Source organism: Acinetobacter sp. YH12135 (assembly GCF_013418565.1).
GTDB lineage: Bacteria > Pseudomonadota > Gammaproteobacteria > Pseudomonadales > Moraxellaceae > Acinetobacter > Acinetobacter towneri.
Genome location: NZ_VPBU01000006.1, coordinates 75,088 through 96,768, shown reverse-complemented (window position 1 = coordinate 96,768; position 21,681 = coordinate 75,088). Strand labels below are relative to the sequence as shown.

At 41.0% G+C, this 21,681-nt stretch carries 21 protein-coding genes; 17 read left to right on the top strand and 4 right to left on the bottom strand.

Annotation, left to right across the window (positions count from 1 at the left end):
* Positions 1-51 precede the first annotated feature (51 nt).
* Both prmC and prfA read right to left on the bottom strand, forming a co-directional pair.
* Entirely contained in the window at positions 52-882 is an 831-nt protein-coding gene (gene prmC / locus FTU70_RS05345; protein WP_167846066.1) for a peptide chain release factor N(5)-glutamine methyltransferase, read from the bottom strand.
* Positions 882-1,970: a peptide chain release factor 1 gene (gene prfA / locus FTU70_RS05340; protein WP_004973192.1), complete on the bottom strand. Its 1,089-nt coding sequence runs from the start codon at positions 1,968-1,970 to the stop codon at positions 882-884. Before prfA ends, prmC begins: the two co-directional genes overlap by 1 nt.
* A 386-nt stretch (positions 1,971-2,356) precedes the next feature.
* Between prfA and FTU70_RS05335 the strand changes: the two genes are divergently transcribed.
* The 4 genes from FTU70_RS05335 to FTU70_RS05320 all read left to right on the top strand — a co-directional run bounded on the left by FTU70_RS05335 (position 2,357) and on the right by FTU70_RS05320 (position 5,550).
* On the top strand, positions 2,357-2,782 hold the full coding sequence (locus tag FTU70_RS05335; protein ID WP_180060227.1) for a glycine zipper 2TM domain-containing protein: 426 nt from the start codon (positions 2,357-2,359) through the stop codon (positions 2,780-2,782).
* A 245-nt stretch (positions 2,783-3,027) separates the two neighbouring features.
* On the top strand, positions 3,028-3,525 hold the full coding sequence (locus tag FTU70_RS05330; RefSeq protein WP_004973185.1) for a hypothetical protein: 498 nt from the start codon (positions 3,028-3,030) through the stop codon (positions 3,523-3,525).
* 221 nt (positions 3,526-3,746) lie between these two features.
* Entirely contained in the window at positions 3,747-4,751 is a 1,005-nt protein-coding gene (locus tag FTU70_RS05325) for an LLM class flavin-dependent oxidoreductase (RefSeq protein WP_004973182.1), read from the top strand.
* Between the two features lie 244 nt (positions 4,752-4,995).
* The gene (locus FTU70_RS05320; RefSeq protein WP_180043853.1) at positions 4,996-5,550 is read left to right on the top strand and encodes a flavoprotein; all 555 of its coding nucleotides are present in this window, start codon (positions 4,996-4,998) and stop codon (positions 5,548-5,550) included.
* Positions 5,551-5,664: 114 nt separating this feature from the next.
* Here FTU70_RS05320 and FTU70_RS05315 read toward each other — a convergent pair whose 3' ends face one another.
* The gene (locus FTU70_RS05315) at positions 5,665-6,501 is read right to left on the bottom strand and encodes a pyruvate, water dikinase regulatory protein (protein ID WP_096900902.1); all 837 of its coding nucleotides are present in this window, start codon (positions 6,499-6,501) and stop codon (positions 5,665-5,667) included.
* A 155-nt stretch (positions 6,502-6,656) separates the two neighbouring features.
* Between FTU70_RS05315 and ppsA the strand changes: the two genes are divergently transcribed.
* From ppsA to dnaB, 11 genes are all read left to right on the top strand, one after another.
* The gene (gene ppsA / locus FTU70_RS05310) at positions 6,657-9,035 is read left to right on the top strand and encodes a phosphoenolpyruvate synthase (protein ID WP_004973175.1); all 2,379 of its coding nucleotides are present in this window, start codon (positions 6,657-6,659) and stop codon (positions 9,033-9,035) included.
* Between the two features lie 74 nt (positions 9,036-9,109).
* Positions 9,110-9,907 (top strand): RDD family protein, encoded by a 798-nt coding sequence (locus tag FTU70_RS05305; protein ID WP_180005686.1) that lies wholly within the window; start codon positions 9,110-9,112, stop codon positions 9,905-9,907.
* 302 nt (positions 9,908-10,209) lie between these two features.
* The gene (gene cyoA, locus FTU70_RS05300) at positions 10,210-11,283 is read left to right on the top strand and encodes a ubiquinol oxidase subunit II (RefSeq protein ID WP_180060225.1); all 1,074 of its coding nucleotides are present in this window, start codon (positions 10,210-10,212) and stop codon (positions 11,281-11,283) included.
* Positions 11,284-11,286: 3 nt separating this feature from the next.
* The gene (gene cyoB, locus FTU70_RS05295; protein ID WP_180060223.1) at positions 11,287-13,275 is read left to right on the top strand and encodes a cytochrome o ubiquinol oxidase subunit I; all 1,989 of its coding nucleotides are present in this window, start codon (positions 11,287-11,289) and stop codon (positions 13,273-13,275) included.
* A 3-nt stretch (positions 13,276-13,278) separates the two neighbouring features.
* Entirely contained in the window at positions 13,279-13,899 is a 621-nt protein-coding gene (gene cyoC, locus FTU70_RS05290) for a cytochrome o ubiquinol oxidase subunit III (RefSeq protein ID WP_180060221.1), read from the top strand.
* Complete coding sequence (locus FTU70_RS05285; protein WP_004973158.1) at positions 13,899-14,225, top strand: cytochrome o ubiquinol oxidase subunit IV; 327 nt, start codon at positions 13,899-13,901, stop codon at positions 14,223-14,225. The genes cyoC and FTU70_RS05285 overlap by 1 nt, the downstream gene beginning before the upstream one ends.
* Positions 14,226-14,235: 10 nt before the next feature.
* Positions 14,236-15,114 (top strand): heme o synthase, encoded by an 879-nt coding sequence (gene cyoE, locus FTU70_RS05280; protein ID WP_180060219.1) that lies wholly within the window; start codon positions 14,236-14,238, stop codon positions 15,112-15,114.
* 354 nt (positions 15,115-15,468) lie between these two features.
* Positions 15,469-15,858, top strand: coding sequence for a 30S ribosomal protein S6 (rpsF, locus tag FTU70_RS05275; protein WP_004973153.1), 390 nt, complete (start codon positions 15,469-15,471; stop codon positions 15,856-15,858).
* Between the two features lie 11 nt (positions 15,859-15,869).
* Positions 15,870-16,097 (top strand): 30S ribosomal protein S18, encoded by a 228-nt coding sequence (gene rpsR, locus FTU70_RS05270; RefSeq protein ID WP_004719336.1) that lies wholly within the window; start codon positions 15,870-15,872, stop codon positions 16,095-16,097.
* Positions 16,098-16,106: 9 nt separating this feature from the next.
* The gene (rplI, locus tag FTU70_RS05265) at positions 16,107-16,553 is read left to right on the top strand and encodes a 50S ribosomal protein L9 (protein WP_004973150.1); all 447 of its coding nucleotides are present in this window, start codon (positions 16,107-16,109) and stop codon (positions 16,551-16,553) included.
* Between the two features lie 233 nt (positions 16,554-16,786).
* Positions 16,787-18,232 carry a replicative DNA helicase gene (gene dnaB, locus FTU70_RS05260; protein WP_004973149.1) on the top strand — a complete coding sequence of 482 codons (1,446 nt, stop codon included), beginning with the start codon at positions 16,787-16,789 and terminating at the stop codon, positions 18,230-18,232.
* A gap of 20 nt (positions 18,233-18,252) precedes the next feature.
* On the opposite strand, the gene FTU70_RS05255 is transcribed toward dnaB, so the two are convergent.
* Complete coding sequence (locus FTU70_RS05255; RefSeq protein ID WP_180060241.1) at positions 18,253-18,819, bottom strand: hypothetical protein; 567 nt, start codon at positions 18,817-18,819, stop codon at positions 18,253-18,255.
* 466 nt (positions 18,820-19,285) lie between these two features.
* On the opposite strand from FTU70_RS05255, the gene alr reads away from it, so the two are divergent.
* Both alr and FTU70_RS05245 read left to right on the top strand, forming a co-directional pair.
* On the top strand, positions 19,286-20,362 hold the full coding sequence (gene alr / locus FTU70_RS05250) for an alanine racemase (RefSeq protein ID WP_167846070.1): 1,077 nt from the start codon (positions 19,286-19,288) through the stop codon (positions 20,360-20,362).
* Positions 20,363-20,892: 530 nt separating this feature from the next.
* Positions 20,893-21,639, top strand: a complete 747-nt coding sequence (locus FTU70_RS05245) for a beta-ketoacyl-ACP reductase (RefSeq protein ID WP_004973144.1) — start codon at positions 20,893-20,895, stop codon at positions 21,637-21,639.
* Positions 21,640-21,681 lie beyond the last annotated feature (42 nt).

Genomic DNA, 21,681 nt, shown 5'->3' with positions numbered 1-21,681 from the left:
GTTTGCAAGCTGATAAATAGATCTCACAAGATTTTTAACTGATATAACACATCAGCCAGCAAGCCATTGTGCTAAAGTCACCCGATCATTGCCTGCATAATCTTTGACTGTACGAATGTCAGAAAAACCGTGTTCTGCAAAAATCGCTTGCACTGCTAAAGCTTGGTCATAGCCATGCTCTAGTGCAATCCATCCATTTGCTTTCAGCCAGTGCTTACCCTGCGAAATAATCTGCAGAATATCTGCCAAACCCTGATCTGCTGCCACCAATGCACGTTCAGGCTCTGCTGCCAAAGCAGACATGTGTGCATCATTAGCATCTATATACGGCGGATTAGATACAATTAAATCAAAACGTGGCTCGGCTGCTGAACCCAATGCCTCAAACCATGCACCACGGGCAAATTGCACCTGATTTAAAGCATGCTTGCTTGCATTTTCTTGAGCAACTGCAAGCGTTGGCAGGTAAATATCGGTTGCGGTTACCTGCCAATCTGGACGTTCAGATGCTAAAGCCAAAGCAATCGCCCCTGTACCTGTGCCTAAATCGACAATTACAGCATCACGTTGTAATGACAAAGCCAACACAGTTTCGACCAAAACCTCGGTATCAGGACGTGGCACCAAAGTATCGTGCGTGACTTTTAAATCCAGTGTCCAAAATGGCTGTGAACCTGTGATATACGCCAAAGGCTCGCCTGCTGCTATACGTGCCAAAGCCTGCACATACATCTGCTCTTGCGCGGCACTCAATTCCTGATCTGCACGATATTTTAATTCAAGCGCACTGAGTCCTAAAAAATGCTCTAACAACCAAATATTTTCTTGACGCTCATAGCTATCGACTTCACCACGTAGCGCCAAGGCTTGTGCAATATTCATTAACCACCGTTTTGCTGAGCAAGCATCGCCAACTGATCTGCCTGATATTCACGATGCAGACTATCTAGTAGTTCGGTTAAATCACCTTCCATCACCGCATCCAACTTATATAAAGTCAGGTTAATACGATGATCTGTCATACGTCCTTGCGGATAGTTATAGGTACGAATACGCTCAGAACGGTCACCCGAACCCACCAAATCACGACGCATTTCTGAAGTTGCTGCATCTGCTGCAGCACGTTTGGCATTTTCCAAACGTGATGCCAACAACGCCATCGCTTTCGCTTTGTTTTTATGCTGTGAACGCTCTTCCTGACATTCCACCACAGTACCCGTCGGAATGTGGGTTATACGCACTGCAGAGTCGGTTTTGTTAACGTGCTGACCACCCGCACCCGAAGCACGATAGGTATCGATACGCAAATCGGCAGGGTTAATATCTACCGTGGTGTCTACATCTACTTCAGGTAAAATTGCCACAGTACACGCTGATGTATGCACACGACCTTGCGATTCAGTCGCAGGAACACGTTGCACACGATGCGCACCACTTTCAAACTTCAAACGGCCATACACGCCTTCGCCATTCACCAAGCAAATGACTTCTTTATATCCGCCGTGTTCACCTTCATTTTCAGATAAAATTTCGATTCTCCAGCCCTGACTTTCGGCATATTTGCTATACATGCGGAATAAGTCACCCGAGAAAATCGCGGCTTCATCGCCACCTGTCCCTGCGCGAATCTCCAAATAAGCCGAGTTGGCATCATTCGGGTCTTTTGGAATCATTAAAATATTTAAGTCAGCTTCAAGTTGCTGAATCAGCGCTTTATTGTCTTTAATTTCTTCTTGCGCCATTTCCTTAAAGTCAGGATCAGACAACATTGCTTCGGCTGTTTCAATATCGGCTTCGGCTTGTGTGTATTGTGACCACACTGCCGTAATTTCGTCTAAATCACTGTGTTCACGTGATAATTGACGAAAACGCTTGTTATCTGAAATCACTTCAACATCTGCCAACAAAGCAGTCAATTCTTCATGGCGGTCAGAAAGCTGATCTAATCGTAAACGTAACGATTCTTTCATTGTTTAAAAAATCTCAATGCAAAGGCTGTTACATGCAACACGCAGCACAGCGAAATAAAAAATTGCGCATAGTTTACCGATTCTACCACCCAAATAACATCATTATTAAGTCTGTACGATGTTTGAAATGCCTATCTGCAGATGTTCTAGCAGTATTTCTGCTTGATGATGCTGTGCATTGCGGTGAATGTACAACTCACCAAGTACCGCAATTAGCATCCGCATTTGGACATTTTTTTAGCAATTTTAATCAAACTCATACAAAGCCCACACCAAAGAACACCAATCTCGTCTGCACTCTCCACATTTTAAAAGCGGCGCTTTGTTAAATTGAGCCCATCAAAATTGATCATAAATAAGTCCTATAAATGGACATGGAGTTCAACATGAAACTTAATGCAATGTTAATGACAGCAGCTTTAGCCACAGCTTCAATGCTCAGTGCCAACGTTTATGCAGACAATACCACGCGCGTTGCCGCAGCCAGTGCTTTAGGCAGTGTTGCAGGTACAGCTATTGGTAAAAATATGGGTGGTACTACGGGTGCAACACTAGGCGCTGCCTTAGGCGGTGCTGGTGGTGCAGCCGTGGCGAGTGATAAGCGTCATCGTACTGAATCTGCAATTGGTGGTGCTTTGGGTGGTGGTGCGGGTTATACCGTAGGTAAAAATATGGGCGGTACCAATGGTGGTTATATTGGTTCAGCTTTAGGTGCAGCAGGTGGTGCAGCACTCGGCAATAAAATCTCGAAAGATAAAGAATATGACCGCTATCAAGAACGTAAATGGAAGAAAAAACGCAACCATCGTTAATCTTGAACGATAGGCATAGAGCAGCAAAAAAGCATCAACACAGGTTTGATGCTTTTTTATAGGATTAATTTTTCTTCATATATCAGTTCAAAAAAACGACCATAATCAATATGAAGAAATTTAGCAGTGCAATTACAAAGTCTTTACCAAACTTTGCAGATTTACCTCATTGCCCTTCACGATCTTTGCCATCTGTTTCTATATCTTCATTACAAAACATATTAATCAATATTTGGAGCATCCGCATGAAACTTAATCGTATTTTATTGGGTAGCGTTATCGCAAGTTCTGCCTTGCTTATGAGTACTGCGCATGCAAACGATACACGTGTTGCCGTAAGTTCTGCCTTGGGTGGTGCTGTCGGAGCAGCAATTGGTCAACAAATGGGTGGACAAACAGGCGCGATGATTGGTTCAGCCATTGGTGGTGCGGGCGGTGCTGCAGCTTCTGCCAATAAACGTGACCGTAACGGTGCCATGATTGGTGCTGCCTTGGGCGGTGCAGGTGGATATAGCGTTGGTCGCAATATGGCAGGCAACAATGGTGGCTATGTCGGTGCAGGACTCGGCTCTGCAGGTGGTGCAGTATTAGGTCAAAAAGTTAGTGAAGACCGTCGTGATGATCGTTATGACCGCCGCTATGATAGCCGTGGCTATCGCTACAATGACTACCGTTATAATGACCGTTACCGCAAAGACAATGGCTTACATTTAGGTCACTATAAAAATGGTAAACGTCGTTAATTTCTCACGATACTTCTAACAATCAGCACCTTCGGGTGCTTTTTGTTTGCTGACTACTTGCTTGGATAAATGTTTTTTTATAAAGCGTGCTTTTTGGATGAATGTCGCGCGTTGTTAAATGGCAATATCTCATGACTCGCCCATATATCGAAAATTTTCGATATACAAAATCAGTGCAGCATCGTATGATAAAACTCTCTTTAATCAAGCTGGAATAAATGATGCGTTCCCTGCAAGACACAAAATTTGCCATTCTTGAACTCGCACCTGTACGTGATGATCAATCAGTACAGTTTTCACTGCATCATGCACTTGAATTAGCACGACACGCAGAACAACTCGGCTATGACCGTTTGTGGTTGGCGGAACATCATAATATGGATGGCATTGCCAGCTCAGCAACCGCAGTTCTTTTGGGTTATTTATTAGCAAATACGCAAAAAATTAAACTCGGTTCTGGCGGTATTATGCTCCCCAACCACGCACCGTTAGTGGTCGCTGAACAGTTTGGAACTTTAGCGACTTTATATCCTAACCGTATTGAACTCGGTTTAGGTCGCGCACCAGGCACAGATCAAGTGACCATGCGTGCGCTGCGTCGTGGGCGACAGGAAACTGAAGATCAATTTCCGCAAGATGTTTTAGAAATTTTGCATTACTTTAAAGATGCTGAACCACAACAACGTATTGTTGCTACGCCAGGACAAGGGACACACGTTCCTGTATGGTTGCTTGGTTCAAGTTTATTTAGCGCACAACTTGCTGCAAAATTAGGACTACCCTACTCATTTGCCTCACACTTCGCCCCGCGTATGCTTGCTCAAGCCATTCAGTTATATCGTGACAATTTTGAGCCTTCAGAATATTTAGAGCGGCCTTATGTGTCTATGGGTGTGCCAACAGTGGTTGCAGATACCGACCAAGAAGCAGAATTTTTGGCGACTAGTGCCTATCAGCGTGTTTTAGGTTTAATGCGTGGACAAAGCCTAAAACTCAAAGCTCCAGTCGAAAGTATGGATGGCTTATGGTCACCTGCAGAAAAAATGTCAGTTGATAGTTTTTATGCCATGGCGCAAATTGGCTCAAAGGCGACTGTCAAAGCAGGATTGGAAAACTTATTGGCGAAGTATGATGTCGATGAGTTTATTTTTACCTGTGACATCTATGACACAGAAAAACGCTTACATAACTTTGATTTGCTCATGCAAATGAAGTTAGATACTTAATTAGCTCCGACCTTGTAGTTCTATTGAGCTACAAGGTTTCATCAATTAAAAACATTTAAAATAAATAACTTAAATCCGTTTTCTTGTTCTCTTTCGCTTAAATCTCAGTAATCTCAGTTGAATTAATTTTCAATCTTTAGGAATGACTGGCTCGCCTGCACAAAAGACTTTACCAAACAGTACTGCCCCAACAAAATAGAGTAAATGTTCTAATTTATAAAATGAATATATCAAGAGATTCAGCATGGTCAGTCCTAAACACGACGTACATAGACACGCTTTTCAAAACTGCTTGGCAGATTTTCAAGAATTCCAAGGCGAATGCATTCCTGCAACTGAAATCAAACAGCATGACTTCACAGGTTTACGCGTTGCAGTTATTGGTGCAAATCAGGACAGCGTGGCACAACTCGATAGAATTTGTCAGCAAGCAACATCTGTTCAAGTCTTTCAAATTGCACCGCATTTTGTCCTGCCAAGTACAGAACGTGGCATCCATCGCCTAATTAGCCATCCTTTGGTGTTTAAAAATCGACGTTTGTTTAATAACCGCGTCAAAAATATTTTGGCTTTACGCTTTTTAGATGCTCAAGTCAAAGACACGTGGCTTAAACGTCAACTCACACCAAACATTGCAGATACACATCAACGCTATTTTAAATCTGATCATTATTATTCAGCTTTACAACGCGAAAATTGCCATTTGATTACTTGGCCAATTGTCAAAGTCTGTGCACATAGCGTGCATAGTATTGATGGACAAGAACATCTAATTGATACCATTATCACTACATTTTAAGTCACACTAAAAGCATTATCATTTAAATAAATAGTAGCTTGATTTTTATTCTATTTAAATCCAATAAAAAAGAGCCAAAATAAAATTTTGGCTCTTTTAATACATATAGTTTCATTAACCAATACGACGTTTTAAACCTGTCATTTGTAAAACACGTGTTGAAATTTCTTCAATCGACATTTCTGAAACATTTAAATATTTAATCCCTTCTGAAATATAAATACCTTCAATCGCACGCAATTCCATTTGGCATTGATTAAAACTTGCATAACGGCTATTGGCTTTACGTTCAGTACGAATTGCCACAAGGCGTTCAGCATCAATCATCAAGCCAAATAACTTATGTTTATGCGGCTTTAATACGGCTGGCAAACGGTTGTCATCGAGGTCTTCTTCAGTCAATGGATAGTTCGCCACACGAATCCCGAACTGTAAAGAAAGGTAGATGGAAGTTGGCGTTTTACCCGAACGCGACACCCCAATCAGAATCAGATCGGCCTTGTCGTAATGGCGTGTACGTGCGCCATCATCGTTATCTAAGGCAAAATGCACCGCATCAATACGTGCCTTGTAAGATTCAGAATCTGTTACGGCATGCGTCTGCCCGACCAAAGTGGTTGGTGGTGTCCCTAACTCTTCAGAAAGCTTACTAATTAAGCCTTCAAATACATCTAAATTAATTGCTTTGGCAGTGTTGATAATGTCACGCACATATTGGTCAACCAAGGTATCAAACACCAAAGGTAATTGACCATCAGTTTGTGCTCGGGCATTAATCTCTGCCACCACATTCATAGCCGCTTCTTCAGACGTAATATAAGGATGAATATGAATATCAAAGTCCACATTTGGAAATTGCGCTAAGAGTGAATGTCCAAGGGTTTCAGCCGTAATTGCAGTTCCATCGGAAATAAAAAAAACACTCCGCTTAATTTGTTTACCATCTGACATTAAAATTCTCCTTAAACATTTGTCTTAGTGCTATATAATCTTTATAGTAAACCGATCTTACATGACTGTCGCTTAGTAAAACCAAATTGCTAAGTAGATTTATTATAATTTCATGACAAGATAGTGATTAATACTGCAAAAGTGGAGTAACAACTTTGGAAGCGCGCGTAATTGGTCTGGAAAAATTAGGGAAACACGATGTTGAGCTCGTGGGTGGGAAAAACTCATCTTTGGGCGAAATGATCAGCCACTTATCTAATGCTGGTGTATCGGTACCAGGTGGCTTTGCAACAACAGCTGCTGCTTATCGTGAATTTCTCGAGCAAAGTGGCCTAAACGCTAAAATTCAAGCAGAGCTAAAAACACTCAATGTAGATGACGTGAATGCGCTTGCTGAAACTGGTGCAAAAATTCGTCAATGGATTGTCGACACTCCGCTTACTGCATCACTAGAACAAGAAATCCGAGTTGCTTTTGAAGCACTCTCTAACGGCAACCCAAACATCGCGGTTGCCGTTCGTTCATCTGCAACTGCAGAAGATCTACCAGACGCATCTTTCGCAGGTCAGCAAGAAACATTCCTAAACATCCGTGGCATTGACAACGTATTAATTGCCATTAAAGAAGTTTTTGCATCTTTGTACAACGACCGCGCGATTTCTTACCGTGTACACCAAAACTTTGACCACGATGTCGTTGCTTTGTCTGCAGGCGTACAACGTATGGTACGTTCAGAAACTGGCGCTGCTGGTGTAATGTTTACCCTAGATACAGAATCTGGTTTCCGTGATGCTGTATTCATTACTGCTTCTTATGGTTTGGGTGAAATGGTGGTTCAGGGTGCAGTTAACCCAGATGAATTCTATATTTCTAAGCCTTTATTAAAAGCAGGCAAACACTCAGTTTTACGTCGTAACCTTGGCTCTAAACACCAAAAAATGATTTATGGTGAAGAAGGCGCGGCTGGTAAATCTGTAGTTGTGGTCGATGTTGAAAAACAAGATCGCCAACAGTTCTCTTTAAATGATCACGAACTACAAGAATTAGCGAAACAAGCGTTAATTATTGAAGAACATTATCAAGCGCCTATGGATATTGAATGGGCAAAAGATGGTGATGACGGTCAAATCTACATCGTTCAAGCACGTCCTGAAACTGTAAAAAGCCGTGAAAACGTCGGTACTATGGAACGCTACCTATTGAAACAAAAAGGTACGGTCATTTGTGAAGGTCGTTCAATTGGTCAGCGTATCGGTTCTGGTAGAGTCCGCGTTGTAACGTCTATTAAAGAAATGGACAAAGTTCAGGAAGGTGACGTTCTTGTTTCAGACATGACTGATCCAGACTGGGAACCAGTGATGAAACGTGCTGCTGCAATTGTCACTAACCGCGGTGGTCGTACTTGTCACGCTGCAATTATTGCCCGTGAATTAGGCGTACCTGCAATTGTAGGTTGTGGTAATGCAACTGAAGTTTTGACTGATGGTCAGGAAGTTACAGTTTCTTGCGCCGAAGGCGACACAGGTTTCATTTATGAAGGTGCTTTAGATTTTGAAGTTCAAAAGAACTCAATCGAATCTATGCCTAAACTTCCGTTCAAAATCATGATGAACGTTGGTAACCCAGACCGCGCATTTGACTTTGCTCAAATTCCAAACGAAGGGATTGGTCTTGCACGTTTAGAATTCATCATCAACCGTATGATTGGTGTGCATCCTAAAGCATTGCTTAATATTGACAGCTTACCACGTGAAACACGTGCAGCAGTTATGGCGCGTACTGCGGGCTATTCATCGCCAATCGAATTCTATGTAGAAAAATTGGTTGAAGGTATTTCTACCCTTGCTGCTGCATTCGCTGACAAACCAGTGATTGTGCGTATGTCTGACTTCAAATCAAACGAATACGCAAACTTAATTGGTGGTAAGTTATATGAGCCAGAAGAAGAAAACCCAATGTTGGGCTTCCGTGGTGCAAGTCGTTATGTGTCTGACAATTTCCGTGACTGCTTCGAGCTTGAATGTCGTGCCTTGAAAAAAGTACGTGACGAAATGGGCTTAACCAACGTACAAATTATGATTCCATTTGTACGTACCGTTGCTGAAGCAAAACGTGTGATCGAATTGCTTGCGCTGAATGGTTTAAAACGTGGTGAAAATGGTCTGAAAGTGATCATGATGTGTGAATTACCAACCAACGCATTGTTGGCTGAACAATTCCTTGAGCACTTCGATGGTTTCTCTATCGGCTCAAATGACTTAACTCAGTTAACACTTGGTTTAGACCGTGACTCAGGCATTGTTTCTCACCTGTTCGATGAACGTGACCCTGCAGTGAAAGCATTACTTTCTATGGCAATTCACGCATGCCGTAAAGCAGGTAAATATGTCGGTATCTGTGGTCAAGGCCCTTCAGATCACCCTGACCTTGCACGTTGGTTAATGGAACAAGGTATTGAATCTGTATCTTTAAACCCAGACTCAGTTTTAGACACTTGGTTCTTCCTTTCTGAAGAAAAAGCTCAACAAGCGTAGTAAAACGTGTTAAAAGAAAACCCATGCACCTGCGTGGGTTTTTTTTCAAATTCATTTTTTGAGATTTTATATTTATGCAAATTTACTTGGCACGAAATAATCAACAAGCTGGGCCATACACCTTAGAGCAGCTCAACCAAATGCTCGCCAGCCAACAAGTGTTGCTGACAGATTTGGCTTGGCACCAAGGCATGAGCGAATGGAAAGCTTTAGGTGAACTCACCCAAGGTAAACTTGTATATGAACCACAAGGCTACGTCAGCATACCACCTGCCCCTGAACATTCACCTTTTCAAAATACAGATTACACGGCTACAAACACATCACGACCAAGCTCAGCATCATCAAATTCAAGAACACAGGCAACAAAAAATGAATTGGCGAGCATTAACCAACGTGCTTTAGCCAAAATTATAGACATGTTGTTATGGTTGCCTGCAGCAGCACTTCCCTCTTTTTTCTTAAATGCGGACCAGTTTGAACAATTGTCTGGTTTACAACAAAAAATGCAGGCAGCGACAACGTCTGATCAAGCCATGCAATTGCAAACTGAACTCTTTCAGCTCATTCCAATGCAAGCTTGGCAAGCGGTGGCAATTTATTTATTGATTATGCTGGGCATACAAGCCTTCCTGCTGGCTAAAACTGGACAAAGTATTGGCAAACGTCTGACTAAAATTAAGATTGTCGATGCTGAAACCGATGAAAAAGTCAGCCTAATGCGTGTGTTTACTATTCGCTCTATCATTTTCATTATTTTGAATATGATGTTTATGCCCTTCATCACAATTTTAGATTATGGCTTTGCATTTGGTGCAAAACGACAGGCTTTGCACGATAAACTCGCCAAAACCAAAGTCGTAAAGCAATAATTTGATTTTATTTATTCAGGGATGATTGATCATCCCTTTTTTCTTATAATATTGATAAATATAAATAAATTAAAATTAACACAAATAATTCCGAGTATAAAAATTGGTTTTTATTCCCTCCACTTAAAGCCGCTTTATGTGTAGCTTAGTTTGTCGATATCAGGCATAATGCCCTACAACGTAGCGGTGTCCGATGATTAAGAAGACTTTTTCATCTTTTTTGATGTCTTTTTAATCATGCGACACTTTAATCGCTATCCCATATTAAATTAGGGAATGGGACTCTTCACCGAGGTTGTAAAATGAGACAAACGATTTTAGCTGTATTGTCTTTATCTACGATGGCTGCACTCTTAACTGGGTGTGGCGGTGATTTAGTACTTCTGAACTCAAAAGGTCCAGTTGCAGCAGGTCAAAGTAACCTGATGATGACTGCGATTTACCTAATGCTATTGGTGGTTATTCCATCTGCAATTATGGCATTGTGGTTCGGTTGGAAATATCGCGCATCGAATAAAGACGCAGACTATCAACCAACATGGTCACACTCTACTGCAATTGAAATTGTAGTTTGGGGTATACCTGTTATTATTATTTGTATTTTAGCTTGGTTAACTTGGTGGGGTTCCCACAAGTACGACCCTTACCGTCCGCTAGAATCCGACAAAGCTCCTTTAACTGTTCAAGTTATTGCTGAACAATTTAAATGGATCTTCATCTACCCAGAACAGAACATTGGTACTGTTAACGAATTACGCTTCCCAGAGCAAACGCCTGTAAGCCTTCGTTTAACATCTAACTTCACAATGAACTCGTTCTTTATCCCTGCATTATCTGGTCAGATTTATGCAATGGCGGGTATGCAAACTCACTTGAACGTTTTAGCAGATAACACGGGCGAATTCCGTGGTTTCTCATCTAACTATTCAGGTTATGGTTTCTCGCAAATGCGCTTTAAAGCTCACTCTGTAACTCAAGCTGATTTTGAGCAATGGGTAACAGCTGTTAAAGCAGGTCAAGGTACGACGATTAATCCTCAAGCTGTTCAAAAAACAGTTTTAGATCAAGCTGAATTTGCTTCTTTACGTGACGGTAACCGTTCGCAGAAACAAATTGATGCAATGGTTCGTAATGCCAAAACTGAATTAGAGAAAGAACTTGCTGCAACGGCTTTAAAAGAAGGTCCATATAAGACTCAGCCACATCCTGTGACTTATTACTCTTCTGTTGAGCAAGGCTTGTTTGAATCAGTGATCAATAACTATATGAGTAACTACCATGGTGCTGACCATTCAGCTCCTGTAGTGGCTGGTGAAGCGCCTGCTTCTGAAACTCATGTAGCAGTTGAACATGCGACTGCTTCTCAAGGGGAATAAGACATGAGCTTATTAGGTAAGTTAGGTCCAGATGCAATTCCTTACGATCCAATCGTATTGGTTACTGTTGCAGCGATGATCTTAGGTGGCCTTGCAGTTGTTGCTGGTATTACCTACTTCAAAAAATGGGGCTACTTGTGGAACGAATGGTTCACATCTGTAGACCATAAAAAAATTGGTATCATGTATATCTTTGTATCTGTAGTCATGCTTCTTCGTGGCTTTGCAGATGCGATCATGATGCGTCTTCAGCAGTTCCTTGCAAAAGGTGGTGGTGAAGGTTATTTACACCCAGAACACTATGACCAGATTTTCACCGCTCACGGTGTGATCATGATCTTCTTCGTGGCAATGGGTCTTGTTGTTGGCTTAATGAACATCTCTGTACCATTACAGATTGGTGCTCGTGACGTAGCCTTCCCATTATTGAACTCTTTAAGCTTCTGGTTATTTGCTGGTGCTGCGGGTCTAGTAATGGTTTCACTTGCATTAGGTGAATTCGCTGCAACTGGTTGGATGGCTTATCCTCCACTTTCAGGTATCGAATACTCTCCAGGTGTTGGTGTTGACTACTATATTTGGGCACTACAGGTTTCTGGTCTAGGTACGCTATTAACGGGTGTTAACTTCTTCGTTACCATCATCAAAATGCGTGCGCCTGGCATGAAACTTATGGACATGCCTATTTTCACTTGGACATCATTAGTTACTGCGGTACTTATCATTGCAACTTTCCCAGTTTTAACTGCGACAATTGCGATGTTAACGCTTGACCGTTACTTCGGTTTCCACTTCTTTACCAACGACATGGGTGGTAGCCCAATGTTGTATGTAAACTTGATTTGGACATGGGGTCACCCAGAAGTATATATCTTAGTATTACCAGCATTTGGTATTTACTCTGAAGTAACTGCGACTTTTGCGCGCAAAACTTTGTTCGGTTACAAATCAATGGTGTACGCAACCGTTGCAATTGGTGTGTTATCACTTGTTGTATGGGTTCACCACTTCTTTACCATGGGTGCAGGTGCCAACGTTAACGCGTTCTTCGGTATCATGACCATGATTATTGCGATTCCTACTGGTGTGAAAATCTTCTCTTGGTTATTCACTATGTACAAGGGTCGTATTACCTACACTACCCCAATGCTATGGACACTTGGCTTCCTTGTGACTTTCGGTATCGGTGGTTTAACAGGTGTATTAATGGCAGTTCCACCAGCGGACTTCCTTGTACACAACTCTTTATTCTTGATTGCTCACTTCCATAACGTAATTATTGGTGGTGTTGTATTCGCGATGTTCGCAGGTATCATTTTCTACTGGCCAAAAATGTTTGGTTGGAGACTGAATGAGACTTGGGGTAAAGCAGCATTCTGGTTCTGGTTCTTCGGTTTCTACTTTGCATTCATGCCGTTGTATATCCTTGGTTTCATGGGTATGACACGTCGTTTGAATACTTATGACAACCCAGAATGGGATCCGTACTTGTCAATCGCGTTCTTCGGTTCTGTGTTAATTGCTATCGGTTTATTCTGCTTCGTTATGCAGATCGTGGTTGGTTTCTTACAACGCAACCAACGTTTAGACCTTACAGGCGATCCATGGGATGGTCGTACGCTTGAATGGGCGACTTCTTCTCCAGCACCGTTCTATAACTTTGCTCACCTTCCAAAGATCAATGGTATTGATACTTTCTGGACTGACAAAGAAAATGGTGTTGCATACGCGCGTCCAACGAAGTATGAAGACATCCACATGCCAACCAACCGTGCAGCTGGTTTCATTATTGCAATGTTTATTACAGTAATGGGCTTCGCGTTAATCTGGCATATTTGGTGGTTAGTATTCGTTACCTTTATCGCTGCAATCATCAGCTTCATCGTGAGTTCTTTCACGAAGAAAGTGGACTACTATGTTCCTGCTGCTGAAGTTGAGCGTATTGAAAACGAACGCTATGCGATCCTTGAAAAACACTTGAAGAAGGACTAAGACATGGCTGAAGTACTTCATCACGACAACCACGGACACGATGAGCATCATCACCACGATGATACCGACATCACCGTCTTTGGTTTCTGGACCTACTTGATGAGTGACCTTGTAATTTTTGGTACACTTTTCATCGCGTTCGCTGTATTAAGTAGCCACGTTCCAGTAGGCACTCCAACAGCTAAAGATTTGTTTGGCGAGTCATTAGGCTTCGTTTTAACAGAAACTTTTGCCCTGTTGATTTCTTCTGTAACTTTCGGTTTTGCCGTTTTAGCTGCTTACAAGAAAGATGTTGCTAAGGTTTTAACTTGGTTAGGTATTACCTGGATTTTCGGTGCGATCTTTATTGGTATGGAACTTTATGAGTTCAACCATTTAGTTCATGCTGGTCATGGTCCAAGTGTAAGTGCGTTCTTATCTGCGTTCTTTACTTTGGTTGGTACGCACGGTATTCACGTAACTTCAGGTTTAGTTTGGATGATCGTGTTAATGATTCAAATCAAGAAATATGGTTTGACTCTTCCTAACATGCGTCGTTTAGCTTGCCTAAGCTTGTTCTGGCACTTCCTTGACATCGTTTGGATCTGTGTATTCAGCGTAGTTTACTTGATGGGAGTTCTCTAATGAGTCACGATCACAACTCTGCTGGTGCATCACACGGTAACACTAAGCAATATACGATTGGCTTTATCCTATCTGTTATTCTTACCATTATTCCTTTTGGTATGGTAATGGCAGGTGGTTTTGGCCGTGGTATTTTGATCACTGTTATTTCGATTACAGCAGTTGCTCAGATTCTTATTCAATTAATTTATTTCTTGCATATGAATTCTTCTTCAGAGCAACGTTGGAACGTGATTGCATTCGTGTATACCATTCTGACCATTGCCATCCTTTTGGTTGGTTCTGTATGGATCATGAACTACCTACACTACAACATGATGATCTAAACTGGTTGTCATGCTGAAAAAGTATTTATTCCTGACAAAGCCAGGAATTCTCTTTGGTAATTTCATTACCACTTTGGGTGGCTACTTTGTAGCTGCCCAAGGTTCTGTAGATTTCCTTCTCCTACTGCTTACTCTGCTTGGTACAACACTTGTTGTCGCCTCAGGATGTGTGGTCAACAATATTATTGACCAAGACATCGACCAAAAAATGCAACGCACACAAAACCGTGCATTAGTGAAAAAAACTGTTTCTGTTCCAATTGCGCTGATTTATTCGGTTGTATTGGGCTTAATCGGTTTTAGTATTTTATGGTTTGGAGTTAATGCATACGCTTTTCTTTTTGCGCTGATTGGTTTTGTCGTATATGTGGGCTTTTATAGCCTATGGACAAAGCGCACAACAATTCATCAAACCATTATTGGCAGTATTTCAGGCGCAAGCCCACCTGTCATTGGTTATACCGCTGTTGCAAATCAATTTGACTTAGCTGCACTACTTATCTTTTTAGGTTATGCACTTTGGCAAATGCCCCACTCTTGGGCGATTGCAATTTACCGTTTTGATGATTACAAAAATGCGGGGATTCCAATTTTGCCAGTTGCTCGTTCAATTTTACGAACGAAAATTGAATCACTAATTTATGTGGTGTTATTTACCGTTGCCATGAATGGACTGTTTGTATTTGGTTATGCAAACTGGCTATATCTGGTTATTTTGAATGCACTTTGTATTTATTGGTTCTATATTGGCGTCATTGGCTTCAAAGCAGAAAATGATCAATTATGGGCAAAACGCTTTTTCCTATTTTCGGTTATTTTAATTACTGTTGTGAGTTTATGTTTTAGCTTTACAGCAACCGCACCAAGCACGCAAATCATACTTTTTTAAAAGATAGAGTTTAGCTCTATCTTTTAATGGAGTGCCTACCCTCTCCACACTTCAATATTTAAATAATAACAATTTATCTGTCTTTGAATTATTCGTCCTTAATAATTTTTGCATTAAACACTCTAAAAGTTAGTGACATACAAATACAAAGCATAAAATTTAAATTCCAATCATAGATGCAAAATATTACATTCCCTTTTTACCCAAGCCGATCTTTTCTTAGACCAAGCCTTGAATTTACTTGGTAAAAGCTCTAAAATTCACGCTTCGCAATTTTGCGACACAACTTCGGTTGTGACTCCTTGCTTCTGGCTCAATTTAGTCAGGGGCTGCATAAACCGTAAGGAGCTGACAATGCGTCACTACGAAATCGTACTTTTGGTACACCCAGACCAAAGCGATCAAGTTGTGGGTATGGTAGAACGTTACCTAACTCACATCAAAGAAGCTGAAGGTCAAATTCACCGTTTAGAAGATTGGGGCCGTCGTCAATTGGCTTACCCAATTAACAAAATTCACAAAGCGCACTACATTCTTATGAACGTTGAATGTGGTCAAACTACGCTTGACGAGTTAGAAGAATTGTTCCGTTATAACGACGCGATCCTTCGTAGCTTGATCATCCGTCGTGAAAACGCTATCACTGAAGAGTCATTATTGGCTAAGAGTGCTGAAGAAAAACGTGCGCGTAAAGCTCAACGTGAAGAAGCACAACACGCTAACCAAGACTCTGCTGAAGCTTAAGGAGAACATCAATGGCACGTTTTTACCGTCGTCGCAAGTTCTGCCGCTTTACAGCTGAGAACGTTACGTACATCGACTACAAAGATATCGATACACTAAAACAGTACATCACTGAAAATGGCAAGATTGTTCCTAGCCGTATTACAGGTACTAAAGCTCGTTACCAACGTCAATTAGCGCTTGCTATTAAACAAGCTCGCTACTTAGCGTTGATCCCTTACACTGACAATCATAAGTGAGGTTGAGCTGTGGATATTATCTTATTACAACGCATTAAGAACCTTGGTAAATTAGGCGATAAAGTTTCAGTTAAAGCTGGTTACGGCCGTAACTACTTGATCCCTCAAGGTAAAGCAGTTGCTGCAACTGAAGCAAACACTGCTGCATTTGAAGCTCGTCGTGCTGAACTTGAGAAGCAAGAAGCTGAAATTTTAGCTGCTGCTCAAGCACGTGCTGACCAATTGAACGAAGTTAACATCGTAATCACTGCTAAAGCTGGTGATGAAGGTAAACTTTTCGGTTCTATCGGTACTCGTGACATCGCTGACGCGTTAACGAATGCTGGTCTTGAAGTTGACCGTGCAGAAGTTCGTTTACCAAACGGTGCGCTTCGTCACACTGGTGAATTCAACATCGCAATCCAATTGCACCATGATGTTGTTGCTGAAGTTCTCGTTACTATCGTATCTGAGTAATTTTCTGCAAAAGAAAAGAGCATGCCTAATCGCATGCTCTTTTTTTGTCTTTAGAATATACAGTTAGTACAATTTTCCTAAATCGATCTATACGCTTTGACTTATCCTTCACCAAAATCTACTCGCTTTTTTTTCTAGAGGGCGTATCATCGGGAAGTGGAAAGAATATGAGTTTCAAGTTCTAACCCCCGTGCATTATTCAGCATTTACTGTTTTAAAAATCAGGGATTTATATGTCACAGGCGACTGCTAGCGCAAAGCAACATACTGCAAAGTCTGATCTAAAACCAAATGAGAACAGCCCGCTTAAAGAGTTTCGTACCCCACCGCATAACTTAGCCATCGAACAAGCTGTTTTGGCTGCGTTGATGACTGTAGCCGAATCTTTTGAACAAGTGGGTGATGTATTACAAGAATCTGATTTTTACGCGACACGCCACAAATATATTTTCCGCGCTATTGATTCTTTATCTAAAGAAAACTCACCTTATGATGCTGTTTTGGTGAATGACTGGCTGATTAAACAAAATTTACTCGAAGCTGCGGGCGGTGAAGAATATTTAATGCAGCTCATGGCAGACTCACCTTCTAGTTTTTATAACCTAGAAACCTATGCCACGAAAATTAAAGAATTCTCAACCCTCAGAAACATGATTAAAGTCAGTTCTGAAATTTTACAAAATGCCTATGACACCAAAGGGCGTAGTGTAAGTGAGATTTTAGATTTGGCTGAAACTAATATTTTCCAAATTGCCGAACAACACAATAACAATGCCAAAGCGCAAGGCCCAAAAGCCATTTCGAGTGTGGTTGCCGATGTATTCGACAAACTTGATGAACTTTCTAAAATGGAAGGTAACATCACAGGCTTAACCACAGGCTTTGTGGAGTTAGATAATAAAACTTCGGGCATGCAAGCAGGTGACTTGATTATTGTCGCTGCGCGTCCATCTATGGGTAAAACCACCTTTGCCATGAACTTGGTCGAAAGTGTTTTGTTTAACAATGATTTGCCTGCCCTTGTATACTCTATGGAAATGCCTGCAGACTCAATCGCAATGCGTTTAATTTCTGCATACGGCAAAGTGCATCAAGGGAATTTACGTTCAGGTAAACTCAGTGGCGATGAATGGTCAAAAGTCACAGGCACGATTTTACAACTGCAAGAAAAGCATTTGTATATTGATGACTCATCTGCCCTGCCGCCTACGGAAGTACGTGCACGTGCGCGACGCATTGCCAAACAACATGGCGGTAAAATTGGCTGTATCATGGTCGATTATTTGCAGTTAATGAAAGTCCCAGGCATGGGCGATAACCGTGTCGGCGAAATCTCAGAAATTTCACGTAGCTTAAAAGCCTTGGCCAAAGAGATGAACTGCCCTGTGATTGCTTTGTCACAGCTCAACCGCTCATTAGAGAACCGACCTAATAAACGCCCTGTGATGTCTGACTTGCGTGAATCTGGTGCAATTGAGCAAGATGCGGACTTAATCATGTTTATTTACCGCGACGAAGTTTACAATAAAGAATCTAAAGAAGCAGGCACTGCCGAAATTATTATTGGTAAACAGCGTAACGGCCCTATTGGTACGGTACGTCTTGCTTTTGAAGGACAATATACCCGTTTTAGTAATTTATCTCCTGAGTATTATGCTCAGTATGATGATGAAGAGTAATGCTTGCATTGCTCTTTTTATTAAAACCATGATTTAATCTGACTTATTAACTTTGCCCACCATAGTTTCCAGCTTGAGAGTAAATTCCAATCTTGGCTATTTTCTTCCATTTCAAATGATGGAAATGCTTTATTTAGTTGCTCGCATGTCGGATACTTTTGTTGCAGTTGCGCCAAATAATGTGTCTGATCATAGTCTATAAAACCATCTAAAATCCCAACCTCTGCTCTATCGCCTGTAGAACAATTTGATGTCTGCTTATTCCAAGCTAAAAATGGGACAATCGGTTTAGATAAAACAAGCTGGTCATTCTTACAGTTTAATGTTGCAAATGAAACTACTTGATATTGCTGGGGTTTAGCACCATCTGGTGCATAAGCTAAACCAATAATTAATTGGTTTTTAGCTGTACTTTTACCTGAAAATCCACTGTACCATTGAGTAGGCTTTTTATATTTAACCTCATCTAGTATTGAGCGAAAAATAAATTGACCTGAACTGAGTTCAAAAATGAAGTCTGAACTCTCCTGTACTGCCAGTGAACCTTGGTAACGGGCAATAAAAACGTCATTGGGTGAATGTGGCATACAAGCCATAACTGACTGACAAAAAAATAAAGTACTCCATCCCAGATAACAAAATATTTTCATTATTTATTCAACATATCCAAGTTTAAAATGCATTGTTTAATCTCTCTTTGAGTTCATTTAAATTACGAACCCACTCTCCACAATCATCTGAATCTTGCCATAACTCGTACAGTTTAGAATTTCCTGAGTGAGAGCATCTAACACCATAATAGCTTTTAGAACGTATAGTTTTATATGAAAAATAAAGTCTGAAACTTTTACAAATTATTTGCAATCAATAACCTAATAGATTTTTCGATCTTAAATTAATTTATGATCAAAAACTTAAATGTTCATGTCTATTTGAGGTTGATAGGTCTACAATAGTGAATATTTTTAAATAGAACTATTTTTAGTATTTATTTATCACTCCACAGTGTATCTAACACAAATTACCAATTGTCATTCCCAAGGAGTATTTAGGGTGCGCCAAGCAACAGTTTATATTGACAGTCAGGCACTGCAATATAATTTAAACCGTGTCAAACAACTTGCCCCAACAGCGAAAATTGTTAGCATGGTCAAGGCCAATGCTTACGGACATGGTGTAAAAGACTGCTTAGCAGCCTTAAAAGACAGCGATGCCTTTGGTGTCGCTTGCGTTGAAGAAGCCTTAGAAATTCGTGAATTGGGATATACGCAGCCCATCACCCTGATTGAAGGTGTTTTTTCTGCCGATGAAATGCAAAGTGTGTTAGCACACAAATTAGAATGTGTGGTGCATCATCAAGCACAGCTCGACTGGCTGCTACAACATAAAGCTGATTACATCACACAAGGCTTAAAAGTCTGGGTCAAACTCAACAGTGGCATGAATCGTTTAGGTTTTAAAATTCCTGAAATTATTGATGTGATTCACATGCTCAAAGCCGAAGGTTTTACCTGTGTGTTGACCATGCATTTTGCCAATGCCGATGGTGATCATGCTTTAAATGATCAACAAGTCGCGCAATTTTTGCATGTCAAAGACAATTGCAGCCCTATTCTTGCTTCTTGCTGTAACTCTGCTGCAATCTATCGTTATCCCGAATTGCATTTTGATTATGTACGCCCAGGCATTATGCTTTACGGTGCAACGCCTTTTGCCGCACATAATGTGCATACACTCGACTTAAAGCCTGTGATGACTTTAAGCGCAGAAGTGATCGCACTAAATGAAATTGATGCAGGCGAACACGTCGGCTACGGTTCAACCTTTACTGCAGAACAAGCCATGCAAATTGCGATTGTTTCAATTGGCTATGGCGATGGTTATCCACGTACATTTGTGCAGCCAAATTTTGTTGCGATTGGTACAAAATTAACGCCTGTACTTGGTCGTGTGTCTATGGATATGATTGCCATTGATGTCACAGGTTTAGACGTTGAATTAGGCACACAAGTTGAACTATGGGGCAAACACCGTTTGGTGGATGATGTTGCCACAGCCAATGGTACGATTGGCTATGAGTTGTTGTGTCGTTTAAGCCCTCGCCCACAGCGCAAGGCAACCAGCATTTAACTTTCTTTTTTCGATCTGTTGCATGTAGCAGTTTTGCTGCATGCAATCGTCTAAGCCATTCTCTTTTTCTTTCTTATATTTTTCTTTTCGCTTTTTACTTTCTTAAATTCACTGTATTTCCATTCATATTGATAAAAATTTGTGGTCACCCACATTTGCATTTAGCGCTTTACAGTCATCCAAATATTTAGCTGAAAATCACACTCAAAATCTCAAGAAAAAACAATATGCTCGCGCACTGTCTTTAAACTGCCACATCGCTTCAAATTCATGGATTAATCACATTTCACCAGTTCTCAGAAGTTTGTGCTGCGCGCTACGATGAATCAATGACTTCACGACTATTTAAGCCATTTATAAAAGCATCCACATGATAAGAAAATAATCTATTACCAATATTTGTTTACTTTTGACTTCAAAGCATCATCAAACTGCAGCCTCTTTGAAATATAAAACGCTTAATTTCTAAACAAGAATAAAGAGGAAAAACTCCTTAATTTTTATAACCTTATTCTGCTTAGGAAAAGAATATGTCTGAACAAAAAGTAGCTTTAGTGACGGGCGCATTAGGTGGTATTGGCAGTGAGATTTGCCGTCAACTGGTTACAGCAGGCTATAAAATTATTGCAACGGTTGTACCAAGAGAAGAAGATCGCGAAAAGCAATGGCTTAAAGACGAAGGCTTTACAGAAAGTGATGTGCGCTTTGTTTTAACCAACTTAAATGAGCATGAAGCGGCTACAGCAGCCATTCAAGAAGCAATTGATGCTGAAGGTCGTGTAGATGTGTTGGTCAACAATGCTGGTATTACCCGCGATGCAACTTTCAAAAAAATGAGCTATACGCAGTGGTCTGAAGTGATTGAAACCAACTTAAAAACACTTTTTACCGTGACTCAGCCTGTATTTAACAAAATGTTAGAACAAAAGTCTGGTCGCATTGTGAACATTAGTTCGGTGAACGGTTTAAAAGGTCAATTTGGTCAAGCCAACTACTCTGCAACTAAGGCAGGCATCATCGGCTTTAGCAAAGCTTTGGCGCAAGAAGGCGCACGTTCAAATATCTGCGTGAACGTCGTTGCACCAGGTTATACCGCAACCCCGATGGTCACAGCCATGCGCGAAGAAGTAATTAAAAGCATTGAAGCACAAATTCCTCTGCAACGTCTTGCCGCCCCTACCGAAATTGCGGCAGCAGTTATGTATTTAGTGAGTGATCATGCTGCATACGTAACAGGCGAAACCTTATCAATCAACGGCGGCTTATACATGCACTAAGCGTGTAACACCTCATTTTAATCTACAAGTTTATTTACTGGA

Bases quoted from the DNA above. Each gene is read 5' to 3' on its own strand.
- cyoA (WP_180060225.1), top strand. From the start codon at position 10,210: ATGAGACAAACGATTTTAGCTGTATTGTCTTTATCTACGATGGCTGCA.
- dnaB (WP_004973149.1), top strand. From the start codon at position 16,787: ATGTCACAGGCGACTGCTAGCGCAAAGCAACATACTGCAAAGTCTGAT.
- FTU70_RS05305 (WP_180005686.1), top strand. From the start codon at position 9,110: ATGCAAATTTACTTGGCACGAAATAATCAACAAGCTGGGCCATACACC.
- cyoC (WP_180060221.1), top strand. From the start codon at position 13,279: ATGGCTGAAGTACTTCATCACGACAACCACGGACACGATGAGCATCAT.
- FTU70_RS05315 (WP_096900902.1), bottom strand. From the start codon at position 6,501: ATGTCAGATGGTAAACAAATTAAGCGGAGTGTTTTTTTTATTTCCGAT.
- FTU70_RS05335 (WP_180060227.1), top strand. From the start codon at position 2,357: ATGAAACTTAATGCAATGTTAATGACAGCAGCTTTAGCCACAGCTTCA.
- FTU70_RS05320 (WP_180043853.1), top strand. From the start codon at position 4,996: ATGGTCAGTCCTAAACACGACGTACATAGACACGCTTTTCAAAACTGC.
- FTU70_RS05285 (WP_004973158.1), top strand. From the start codon at position 13,899: ATGAGTCACGATCACAACTCTGCTGGTGCATCACACGGTAACACTAAG.
- cyoE (WP_180060219.1), top strand. From the start codon at position 14,236: ATGCTGAAAAAGTATTTATTCCTGACAAAGCCAGGAATTCTCTTTGGT.
- prfA (WP_004973192.1), bottom strand. From the start codon at position 1,970: ATGAAAGAATCGTTACGTTTACGATTAGATCAGCTTTCTGACCGCCAT.
- FTU70_RS05245 (WP_004973144.1), top strand. From the start codon at position 20,893: ATGTCTGAACAAAAAGTAGCTTTAGTGACGGGCGCATTAGGTGGTATT.
- FTU70_RS05325 (WP_004973182.1), top strand. From the start codon at position 3,747: ATGCGTTCCCTGCAAGACACAAAATTTGCCATTCTTGAACTCGCACCT.
- rpsR (WP_004719336.1), top strand. From the start codon at position 15,870: ATGGCACGTTTTTACCGTCGTCGCAAGTTCTGCCGCTTTACAGCTGAG.
- prmC (WP_167846066.1), bottom strand. From the start codon at position 882: ATGAATATTGCACAAGCCTTGGCGCTACGTGGTGAAGTCGATAGCTAT.
- rpsF (WP_004973153.1), top strand. From the start codon at position 15,469: ATGCGTCACTACGAAATCGTACTTTTGGTACACCCAGACCAAAGCGAT.
- cyoB (WP_180060223.1), top strand. From the start codon at position 11,287: ATGAGCTTATTAGGTAAGTTAGGTCCAGATGCAATTCCTTACGATCCA.
- FTU70_RS05255 (WP_180060241.1), bottom strand. From the start codon at position 18,819: ATGCCACATTCACCCAATGACGTTTTTATTGCCCGTTACCAAGGTTCA.
- FTU70_RS05330 (WP_004973185.1), top strand. From the start codon at position 3,028: ATGAAACTTAATCGTATTTTATTGGGTAGCGTTATCGCAAGTTCTGCC.